The sequence below is a fragment of the Rheinheimera sp. genome (assembly GCF_020217005.1).
Lineage (GTDB): Bacteria > Pseudomonadota > Gammaproteobacteria > Enterobacterales > Alteromonadaceae > Pararheinheimera.
In genome coordinates this window covers 1-10,000 of the sequence record NZ_JAIWOI010000258.1, presented here as the reverse complement: position 1 = coordinate 10,000, position 10,000 = coordinate 1, and the positions used below count along the sequence as shown (strand labels likewise).

The 10,000-nt window shown below is 46.0% G+C and carries 10 protein-coding genes; 4 read left to right on the top strand and 6 right to left on the bottom strand.

The features are described from left to right. Positions 1 to 63 precede the first annotated feature (63 nt). On the top strand, positions 64 to 1,716 hold the full coding sequence (locus LDL40_RS12645; protein WP_300995737.1) for a tetratricopeptide repeat-containing response regulator: 1,653 nt from the start codon (positions 64 to 66) through the stop codon (positions 1,714 to 1,716). Here the strand turns inward: LDL40_RS12645 and LDL40_RS12640 are convergent. The 5 genes from LDL40_RS12640 to LDL40_RS12620 form a co-directional block, all read right to left on the bottom strand. Then, a complete protein-coding gene (locus LDL40_RS12640; protein WP_300995736.1) occupies positions 1,693 to 2,187 on the bottom strand; it encodes a DUF1543 domain-containing protein in 495 nt (164 codons plus the stop codon). The genes LDL40_RS12645 and LDL40_RS12640 overlap by 24 nt on opposite strands. Before the next feature lie 10 nt (positions 2,188 to 2,197). Continuing rightward, positions 2,198 to 2,794, bottom strand: coding sequence for a nucleoside deaminase (locus LDL40_RS12635; protein ID WP_300995735.1), 597 nt, complete (start codon positions 2,792 to 2,794; stop codon positions 2,198 to 2,200). Positions 2,795 to 3,131: 337 nt separating this feature from the next. Next, complete coding sequence (nadS, locus tag LDL40_RS12630; RefSeq protein ID WP_300995734.1) at positions 3,132 to 3,419, bottom strand: NadS family protein; 288 nt, start codon at positions 3,417 to 3,419, stop codon at positions 3,132 to 3,134. Between the two features lies 1 nt (position 3,420). After that, entirely contained in the window at positions 3,421 to 3,732 is a 312-nt protein-coding gene (locus LDL40_RS12625; protein ID WP_300995733.1) for a type II toxin-antitoxin system RelE/ParE family toxin, read from the bottom strand. 202 nt (positions 3,733 to 3,934) lie between these two features. Further along, entirely contained in the window at positions 3,935 to 4,342 is a 408-nt protein-coding gene (locus LDL40_RS12620) for an integrase arm-type DNA-binding domain-containing protein (protein WP_367304322.1), read from the bottom strand. A gap of 245 nt (positions 4,343 to 4,587) precedes the next feature. Between LDL40_RS12620 and sbcB the strand changes: the two genes are divergently transcribed. From sbcB to LDL40_RS12605, 3 genes are all read left to right on the top strand, one after another. Next, positions 4,588 to 6,024 carry an exodeoxyribonuclease I gene (gene sbcB, locus LDL40_RS12615; RefSeq protein ID WP_300995732.1) on the top strand — a complete coding sequence of 479 codons (1,437 nt, stop codon included), beginning with the start codon at positions 4,588 to 4,590 and terminating at the stop codon, positions 6,022 to 6,024. A gap of 206 nt (positions 6,025 to 6,230) precedes the next feature. Continuing rightward, positions 6,231 to 7,247 carry a hypothetical protein gene (locus LDL40_RS12610; RefSeq protein ID WP_300995731.1) on the top strand — a complete coding sequence of 339 codons (1,017 nt, stop codon included), beginning with the start codon at positions 6,231 to 6,233 and terminating at the stop codon, positions 7,245 to 7,247. A 568-nt stretch (positions 7,248 to 7,815) separates the two neighbouring features. Further along, positions 7,816 to 8,838, top strand: coding sequence for an alpha/beta hydrolase (locus LDL40_RS12605; RefSeq protein ID WP_300995730.1), 1,023 nt, complete (start codon positions 7,816 to 7,818; stop codon positions 8,836 to 8,838). Positions 8,839 to 8,907: 69 nt separating this feature from the next. Here the strand turns inward: LDL40_RS12605 and LDL40_RS12600 are convergent, their stop codons facing one another. Further along, complete coding sequence (locus LDL40_RS12600) at positions 8,908 to 9,825, bottom strand: redoxin family protein (RefSeq protein ID WP_300995729.1); 918 nt, start codon at positions 9,823 to 9,825, stop codon at positions 8,908 to 8,910. Positions 9,826 to 10,000 lie beyond the last annotated feature (175 nt).

The window sequence follows — 10,000 nt, the reverse complement described above, 5'->3', positions numbered from 1 at the left end:
GGACAAAATGTAATTTCATCGCTATAAGTAAGCAGTTAAACGCAAGAAAAGAGTTAATCCGTTATGGACCAGTCATTTTTTCGTTGTAAAAAAGTCTTGGTCATTGATGACTGTGCGCCCGTCCGGGCCACCGTAAAAGGAATGTTACAGCAAATGGGGTTTGAGGCCATTCATGTGGCCAAAGACGCGGGCGAAGCTATGCAAAAGTGTATAGACATGCCCTTCGATTTTATCTTGTGTGACTTTAATCTCGGCGACTGCAAAGACGGCTATCAGTTGTTCGAAGCGCTGAAGAAACAACAACTCCTTGCTCCCCTCTGCTGTTTTATCGTCATCAGCGCTGAAAGCCAAAGCCAGATAGTGCACGGCGTGATCGAGCTGCAACCTGACGATTATTTGCTTAAACCTTTTACAGCCCCTGCCCTGGAAGAACGTATATGCAGGGCTGTACGGCACCGTATCGAATTGCGTAAGGTATTTTTTCGCTTATTCGAACAAGATTATGCTGAAGCAACCCGCGAATGTGATCTGGTGATCCGAACTAAGCCCGATTATGCGCTTCAGGCGATGCGGCTCAAAGGTGAATTACTGCTGAAGCTGGGGCAGTACGACAAAGCCGAACTCTTTTATCAAAAAGTGCTGCAACAAAAACCCTACAGCTGGGCACGTTTAGGCCATGCATTAAGCTGCTTTTATCTGGAACGCTGGGAAGACACTGAACTTGAGCTTGTTGATCTAACCCAGTTTGGTGACACTAAAGTCGAAGCCCTCGATTGGCTTTCACGTTTGTATGTGCGTCATGGTCGCTATCAATTAGCATTCGAGACTTTAAGTAAAGCTGCGGTTTTATCACCCAAAAATATTAGTCGTCAAAAAACCTTGAGCAACTTATGTGTGATACTGGGCCACACTGAGGCTGCAACCCGGATTGCGGGTAAAATTGTTCAGGGCGCCCGGCACTCTATTGATGATACAGCTGACAACTATCTGAACCATGCCAGAGCTTTGGTCGATCAGGCAAAAACGGCCTCGGTTTTGGATAAAGCCGTAATACTGCAAAATGCCGGTAAATTGCTTGATGCCTTGCATAAAAGATTTAATGTCGACGCCCTGAAACGAGAAACTGTCATTTTGCGCAGTCGCATGAGTAGTTGCCGTGGTTCAATCAAAGAAGGCCGTGAGTTGATGCAACAAATTCAGGATTTAAGCCTTGATGATCTGACGATCGATAGTTGTATGGACGCCGCCAAAGCTTATTTTGAATTGGGTGATTTATATTCCAGTCAGATTTGTATAGACCGCTTAAAAACCATGCTGTATGACGACGACTTCTTAACCGAAACTCAATGCATCATGCTGCAGCTGGAACAAAATAAACACGAAAGCCTAAAACAACAAATTAAACAAATTAATACCGAAGCCACAGATGCATACAGATTGGGCCAATTCGGCCGGGCTGTATCGCTGTTTTGCGAAACCTTCGACTATATGCCAACCAATCCAGTCATAGCTCTGAACTTGCTGCAAGCCATGAGTAAAAGTGCTGGCGTGACGGGTGAAGCTGTCAACTACGCCAGAAGTGCAGCTAGGGTGTTGCGGCAAAATCAACTTGAAAAAAGCGAGCAGGAACGTTTTGAAAAGTATGTGGCAACCCTAAAGAAAACCCAACCAGGTCTGACCCCATTTTTATTTTCAGCCGAGGATAATGTAATCTGACTGGAGTAGTTTTTCTTTGTGATGCCCCGGGATCAGCCGAACATAACGACCGCCAACCTGATCAATAGCAATGCAGTCATCCAGATCCAACACTGCATCTGTGTGAGGTTTATCCCAGCTTTCTGGCAAATAAGTTTTCCCTTTTTGTTTAGCTTCAGTTTTGTCTTTAGCCGTCACCAGCAGGTAATGATGGTCTTCGCCAAAAGCACCAGGGGTATAGCCCCCCAAATTGATAAAAAATAAGCGCAGTTCGCCTGCGGCCGGTGCCTGCTCAGAAAAACGCACCTGATAACCTTCGACACCATCAACCTGCATCCAGGAGTCAATATGCATGCCAGCCATAGAACCAAACCACTGCTCGCGTAACTGCCCATAGCAGTCTTCAATACAGTCGCCGTTCACAAAAACGACGTCATGCACTTCAATCTTAGCTTTGGGGTGTTTTCCACCCAGCATCACCACGAACAGCATACAAAGTCCTTTAGTCCCTGCCGTTATAAATCCGGCCGCCAGAGGTTTTATAATAATCCAGCACAGCTTTGGCATCAGAGCGTTTAAACTGGCGTACTACTTCCATACCCGCTTGCTCTAAATATTGATAAGACTGTTCAAATACCGGGCCTTCATCAAAACCAATAGCACGCGCATCTTCAGCAGCTCCGGCACAAACCATACGGTTAACTCCGCTCCACAGCACAGCGCCCATACACATGGCACATGGCTCGCAGGAGGTAAAGAGTTCACGTCCGCCATCTGTCGCCAGCGTAAAAGTACCCAGCGCTTTTTCTGCCATCATAATAGCCACAGTTTCACCATGTAAGGTGGAATTGCCCAGCGGCACTACCCTGTTAACTCCTACCCCTAACAACTGGCCGGAAGCGCGGTCAAAAATAGCAGTACCAAAAGGGCCACCTGTACCGCGCTCAACGTTTTGTCTTGATAATTCAATAGCTAACGCCATTTTCTCATCATCTGAACTATAAGTTTTTTGCCAGTCGACAAAAGCGGCTACCCAGTCTGGTAATTCGACACTGACAGCACTGCCTGGCTGGTGAATAAAACCAATACGTTCTTTCATGATTTTTCCTGTCGCGTTGAGCAAAAAAATGGGTCGACTTTTTACCTTTATCCAGGCGTAGAGACAAGTAAAAAATCACAGAATGCTAAATTTTTGTGAAAAACCAAGATTCTCACCTGAAGTTTTTAGAAACAGGCAACCATTCAGCGCTTTGTTGTAGCGCCCAGAGTACCGCGTCCTGGCGTCAATTTACCTATGAGCAAAGTTGGCGGCCATTTGGCTGAGGGAAAGAACGCCCCCTGCACTTCAGCTTTTAGCTCAATAAAAGGGACCTGCTTTAAAGGCCCCTGTTGGAGATAAACAAATGTTACGTATCGGCAAATTGAGAATACAGCCACTAATTCAGAGCCGCAAGCACATGTTCTGGATCACGTTCAATGGCTCGAAGCAAGGCTTTTGCTGGCCCTGTCGGTTCACGACGGCCTTGTTCCCAGTTTCGCAAAGTACCAATTTGCACGTTGATCAAGTTAGCAAAAGCGGTTTGGGTCAGATTGGTTTTCTGACGAATCTCTTTCACCTTGACTGCAGCAACAAAAGTTTCACGGGAAGGCTGGCGTTCACCGCGAACAATCTCATCCATTTGCTGCACACTTTCCAGCAGCTCATTAAACAGGTTGTCGTTCATATCACCACCTCTCAACAATATTTTTCAATAACTTCAGTTGTTTATCTGTTAGGTCGTCTTGCGCATTTTTCGGGTACATCAGCAGCAACCTGATATGGCTGTCTGGTTGCACATAGTAGTAAATCCCCCGTGCACCACCGCTTTTACCATGAGAGCCAAAAGGAACGCGGACTTTTCGCAACCCACCACTCCCCTTTATCACTTTTCCAGCTTCAGGGGTATTTGCCAGAAATTGCTGGAATTCGCGGTATTCGTCATCGTCCATCAACTCTTTCAGGAGTTTTGTGAAAATGGGGGTCTCTACAAATATCATTGCTGTACCGCCCTCAATGTACGCCAATGGCGCATTTGCGTACCAGTATTGCTCATGTTTGATAAAGCGTCAATTTAATTGCTCTAAGACAAATGATGGCCTTTCCCATTTTTTGCAGATAATTCGCAAAACCTGCATTACCCCACATAACGCGAACTTAAATAACCTGAACTCGGGATATTGAGCGTCGAACACTTTAAATTTAACCAAATAAATCAGATAGATAAGCCAATATATTGAAATCACCTAAGTCTTTGCTCATGCTTATTTTTTCTGCTGGCCTGTCAAAGTAAGGGGCCAAATGTTTTTCCAGGGTGCTGCGGTACATAGTCAGGCTGCTGGGCCGCAGCAAGTTGCTATAGGTTTTCAGGTAGCTGTCGACACATTCTTTTACTGTAGGTAAATGGTCCTGGCTGTTATACCTGGTATTCGCTACATCGACGACAGAGCCGCCTTGCTGGTACACTAAGGCCAGACGCATAGCTTCATCTTTTGCCATTTTAAGCGTGATCAACGGATAGTTGCCTAAAGTGACCCGTTTATCACAACCATTAAGTTTGTAGCGAAAGTAAAAGCTGATGACACCTGTTTTAGATGCACGAATTGCCAGGCCGTTTCCAATAACCTGCTCAGTTGTTTTTTCTGGCGGAGTTATAAATCAGGCTTTTAACTGTTTATCCGAAATCATGTTTAGCTCTGATGACGCGATAAGTGCTTTTGATGACGCTGCAATGACACGATGCATTGCAAAAAGATGGCAAATAGAATAGCAGAACACGCAGTAAAAAAAATGGAAAACACAGAGAATACAGGCGCTGCAAAGCCTGCAACCAAGAATTGCGCAGGAATGAAAACTTGAACCAAACACCTACATTCTATTTTTATGACTACGAGACCTGGGGCGCGGATCCAAAAAAAGACCGCCCGGCCCAGTTTGGTGGTATTCGCACTGATCTCGATTTAAACCCTATTGGCGAACCCGATATGTGGTATTGCCAGTTGGCGAACGATTATTTGCCTCATCCGGTGGCAGCACTGATTACAGGCCTGACGCCACAGATCTGCAACCAAAAAGGCTTGCCGGAAACCGAATTTTGCCGCCGTATTCTGGAGCGGTTCAGCCAGCCCAATACCTGTGTATTGGGTTACAACAGCTTACGATTTGACGATGAAGTCACGCGTTACAGCCTGTACCGCAACTTCTATGAGCCTTATGGCCGCGAATGGCAACAAGGCAACAGCAGATGGGATTTAATCGACATAGTGCGCGCTTGTTATGCGCTGCGCCCTGAAGGCATTATCTGGCCAGAAAAAGCCGATGGCAGTCCAAGCTTTAAATTAGAAGAGTTAACCAAAGCCAATGGCTTAACACACCAACGCGCACATGATGCTTTGTCTGACGTGTACGCCACTATCGCCATGGCCAAACTGGTGAAAGAAAAACAACCTAAGCTGTTTCAATACCTGCTGGAGTTACGCAAAAAAACTGAAGTCAGTAAGTTGTTTGATCTGGCGAATTTAACGCCGCTGGTGCATGTATCAGGCCGCTTCCCTGCCATTCAGGGTTGTGCCAGCTGGATAGTGCCTTTAGCACCCCATCCGACCAATAAAAACGCTGTGATTTGTTACAATCTGCAAGCTGATCCAACCCCCTTACTGGAGCTGGATTTAGCCTCGTTACAGCAGCTGTTGTACACCAAAACTGCGGATTTGGATGAAGGCCAGCAACGGCTTGGCTTAAAGCTTATTCATATCAATAAATGCCCTGTTTTGGCACCTGCCAAAACCTTGTCGGAGCAACGTGCTGCCGATTTAGGCATAGACAGAGCCGCTTGCCTGAAGCACCTGGACTGGCTGCGCCAACATCGCGCTGCTATTCAGCCTAAGGTGATGGAGTTGTATCAGTTGCCGACCGACTACAGTGTGGAAACCAATCCGGACTATCAGCTCTACAACGGTTTTGTCTCCAACGAAGATAAACAGCGGATGGAGCAGCTGCATTTGATGAGTGCCGACCAACTGGCCTCAAATCCAGTGTTGTTTAGTGAAGACAGATTAAATCAGTTGCTGTTCTTATACAGGGCCCGCAACTACCCACACAGCCTGACGGATCAGGAACAACAACGCTGGCAACGCTATCGCAGCGACAAACTGACCCATGGCCTGGACAAACCCAATTTAACCTTTGAAGAATTTGGTTTAGCCCTGGAAAACCTGGCACATGAAGCCGGCGATGACGTGAAAAAAATGAATATCCTCAAGGCGTTATTTCAGTACGCTCAAAGCTTGTAAGCCTGAACCGTTGGGGCGGGGCTTGCCCGCGCCCGTCTAATGATACCGCGGAGCCCATTGACGGGCCGGGACAAGCCGCGGCCGCTACTAGCAGCACGTCTATAAACTATTTTTGTTCAGCCGCCAGTTCCCTCTCTATGTTTCAGATCAGACTTCTGCTAGCCTGCGCACAGTAATCAATGCTGTTTTTGGGTGCGGAGTCTGTGATGAAGTTGTGGTCAAAAATCAAAGTGATGTTATGTAGTTTGTTGTTAACCGGCTGTATTGCACCAGCTTTATTGATGACGTCTCAGGCTCAGCTGTTAGGTGAATTGTTCCGCCCTTTGGTGGGCTTTAACCCACTTGAAGTTAAACTCTTTGAAAACCCACTAATCCGCGACCCAATGGTGGCCTTAATGGGTGAAGACAATTACCGTACAGCAGTCACTTTGTTAAATACAGCCACAGCGATCCAACAACAAGGCCCACTGTATTTTGTCGTCTCCGAACACTCCCCTTTGCCGCATCTGGCAGAAAAAGCTGGTTTTGTCTGGAACTCAGAGCATAACCAAATGGCTATTCTGTTGGTGTCCGGCGGAAAAACTGAAATATTTAATCAGGTGGTGGAAGGTGCGGCAGGCAAAATAGCCCCCAGTTGGCCGAAAGAGCTGGTCGAGTACACCAGCCCTGAAAAGTTAAAACAAAAAGCCGTGGCTGCAGCCGCAGGTAAGCTCAGTGAAGGCCTGGGCTTATCGGAAGAGCAACAAGCGCTGATGCAAACAGGTTTATCCGGTGGTTCAGTGCAAAACGCGCTGGAGGAGAACTTAAAACAAAAAGCCATGGACCCGGTGGAAGAAATTAAACAAAAAGTAGAAGCTGGCAAAGCAGAGCTGTTAAGCGCACCTAAACAACGTTTTACCGAAATGACCCAGGAAGCTGTACCGACGGAAGATGATGTAGTGAAACAATTTACCGGCAAATCGGCAGACGAATTAAAAGCGGCAAAAAAATACGTCGAAGACGCGAAGGCCAGAGCTGATGCCAATCAGAAAAAACCAGTATCAACAGTGAAAGACAAAGCCACCTTAGAAAAAGAAGCCAAAGAATGGGCTAAAAACAAAGCCAACAAAAAAGTAGAAGACACCCGAGCTCCTGCCGATGAGTTACTCAATGAGTTGACTGAAGAAGTAAATCAAAAGACTACTTTGCCTGTGCCGGCGAAAAAGAAGGATGGTGGGAAGTAGCTCCTGAATAAAAAATCGAGCCGGAACCCTAAGGGCCATATATTGCGTCTTGCGCCGTTAGGGTTATGACAGACCTGTTAGCAACCTGCTCCAGCGTTCCGCCTTTATGATCTTTCAATTGACATCTACCTGGTCACGGCCGTTGTATCTCTATTTCAACAACTTTTTCTGAAAGCTGTTAGGTTGTGAACAACACAACAGACACTGTCGGTACACTAGTTGTTCTTAGATTTACCATAACGTCTGTGTATGCGTCTGCCACTTTGTTGAGTGGTAGTATTTGTGTTTTCCAGGATCAAGATCGGGTCTGGGGCAAGCCCGCCCCTCGCAGTATGCTCATTTCGGTGAGCTCAATGTTCTGCTTACACTATTTTCCAAGTCAAATGCTTTACCCATTCGAGTAAACCCCTTTCACAATTTATTTATCTGTTTAACGTTTTTTCGCACAAAAGCCTGTTGCATCGAATTGGCGTGGTCATAGCCACAAAATCATGTTTTTATAAATGTCTGACCTCAACAATCAAAAACCGGCAATGCAAAACGCCGGAAACACCTATCAGGAGTTTTTATGCGCAAGGGGCAAGTTGCTGTTTTGTATGTCTTCTTTTTTATCGCTTCACTATTTAGCCAGCAGGTGTTGGCAGTCAATGAAGTGAAATTACATAAAGATATTGAGTGGGCTAAAGTGAAGGGTTTTTCGTTGACGACTGATATCTACAGCCCGGAAAAAGCGACTAAGCCTTTACCTGTGCTGGTGATTTTTCATGGTGGCGGTTGGCTGGTGAATAACAAAAGCATAATGAACGATATGGCCTTGTATATGGCAAGCCACGCCGATTTGGTGGTGGTGAATATGAACTACCGGCTGCTTGGCGATAATAACAACAGCACCACAGTCAACGAGATAGTCGAAGATGCATTGGGTGCTGTGCTTTGGGTCAAAGATCATATTCAAAACTACGGCGGCGACCCGGCTAAAATTGCGGTAACGGGCGATAGTGCTGGTGGTCATTTAGCCTCTATGGTGATGTTGGCAGGCCGCTCTTTGGATTCAAAAGGCTTTACGCCACAAAGCCAGAAATTCACTCCAAGCTATCTGCCAAAAGGCAAAACTGCCGAACAAGTGGCGGCAACTGATGGTGCCAAAGTTCAGGCCGTGATCCTGAGTTACACCGCCTTTGATTTATTGCAAAGCGCAAAAAGCGGCTTTGAGACAGCACAAAATCCGTTCTGGAAATGGGGTAACGCCAGTCCACGGGGCTTGTTTGGCGCTGGTATTAGCGTTGAGAGCCATCAGCAGTATTATAAAGCTGTGTCGCCTTTGTATTTATTACCGGACGCTGGTTACAAACTGCCGCCTCAGTTTGTGTTGGTCGGCAGTGAAGATGGCCTGACCACGCCTGAAGTTGCAAGCCATTATGTCAGTTTGCTAAAAGCTGCCGGGCAACAGGTGGAGTTTAAAATTTACGAAGGCAAAGGCCATGGTTTTCTCGACAGCGGCTGTAACGACTACACCAATGGCTGCTTTAAAGACTTAGCCACCCCGACTTTGGATGACATGATTAAGTTTCTGAACTCAGTATTTAAATAAATCATAAGCATAGAAATGTGGCTCTGACTGCAACACAGCCAGCGCCACATTTTCTGCGGAGCCCCGTTCTTACTTCAGCTGCTTTGCCACTTGCTGTGGCTTTGAAAAATCACTGATCTCAGCCAGCTTTTTACCATCTTTTATTTTCAGCAGCACAGGAATACTGCGCACATTAAAGTGTTGAAACAACACACCATAGCTGTCGATCTGAAAGGGTACTTTCATCTGATACAAGCTGTTAAATTCAGCCAGCGCCTTATCGTCTGTCCATAAATGGTTCACTACCCCTTTCCAGTTTTTTTGTGGCAATAAAGCCGCCAGCTGATTTAAACCTGTCTGAGCATCTTTACATTGTTTGGCCATCTCTGGCCGCGATTCTGCCAGATACCAGTCACACCAGGTGGCAGTAAAAAACACCAGTTGCTCACCGCTTTGATAATTGGCTAACAGCTTTTGTTGCTCTGCTACAGCCTGATCCGGTGTGGTAATTTCTGCAGGCAACTGCTGGCCTTGCGCCAGCCGGCTGATAAAACCATCCAATACAGAGTCTGATTCGTGCGTGCTGTACAGCTTTTCGCCTTTGGTGTTTAACAACACCGAATAAGGTGTGCCGACCAAACCCAAAGCTAAAGCCAGCTGGCCTTGCTGATCCAGATAAATGGGCATAGTCAGCCCAAAGCGCTGCTGCACTTTGCTGATTTCCTGACGTTTTTCGTTGATATTGATATTCACCGCAACAAAATTCACTTTATCGCCATACTGCTGATACAGCTTTTCAAAATGTGGCATTTGCTCCATACATGGCTTACACCAACTGGCCCAAAATTTAATATAAGTGGGTTTAGTCTGATCAAGCTTGGCTAATGAAAAAGGCTGCAGAGTTTTAAACTGCTGTAGCTGCACTGATTGATAGTCAGGCAAACTGCCCCAACAGGGATAAACAACGCAGCCGAGTAAAAACAACATCAGATAGGCAAATTTAGGCATCACAAACTCCTTAAAAAACTGTCTCAAGTTTGACATTGGACCAGTTTTTTTTCTTGGAGATTTGCGACAAGTTTTTTCATTAAATTCAGCACATTTCAGCGCAACCCAAAGCCATTGCAACTCAAAAAGTGAAAACAGATCTTGCTTTTTACCTCCGTTACTTGCTTTTATAGAG

What these genes read in the sequence shown, in the direction of transcription:
- LDL40_RS12610 (WP_300995731.1), top strand. Translation starts at nt 6,231, where the DNA reads ATGAAGTTGTGGTCAAAAATCAAAGTGATGTTATGTAGTTTGTTGTTA.
- LDL40_RS12625 (WP_300995733.1), bottom strand. Translation starts at nt 3,732, where the DNA reads ATGATATTTGTAGAGACCCCCATTTTCACAAAACTCCTGAAAGAGTTG.
- LDL40_RS12600 (WP_300995729.1), bottom strand. Translation starts at nt 9,825, where the DNA reads ATGCCTAAATTTGCCTATCTGATGTTGTTTTTACTCGGCTGCGTTGTT.
- LDL40_RS12640 (WP_300995736.1), bottom strand. Translation starts at nt 2,187, where the DNA reads ATGCTGTTCGTGGTGATGCTGGGTGGAAAACACCCCAAAGCTAAGATT.
- LDL40_RS12635 (WP_300995735.1), bottom strand. Translation starts at nt 2,794, where the DNA reads ATGAAAGAACGTATTGGTTTTATTCACCAGCCAGGCAGTGCTGTCAGT.
- LDL40_RS12605 (WP_300995730.1), top strand. Translation starts at nt 7,816, where the DNA reads ATGCGCAAGGGGCAAGTTGCTGTTTTGTATGTCTTCTTTTTTATCGCT.
- nadS (WP_300995734.1), bottom strand. Translation starts at nt 3,419, where the DNA reads ATGAACGACAACCTGTTTAATGAGCTGCTGGAAAGTGTGCAGCAAATG.
- LDL40_RS12645 (WP_300995737.1), top strand. Translation starts at nt 64, where the DNA reads ATGGACCAGTCATTTTTTCGTTGTAAAAAAGTCTTGGTCATTGATGAC.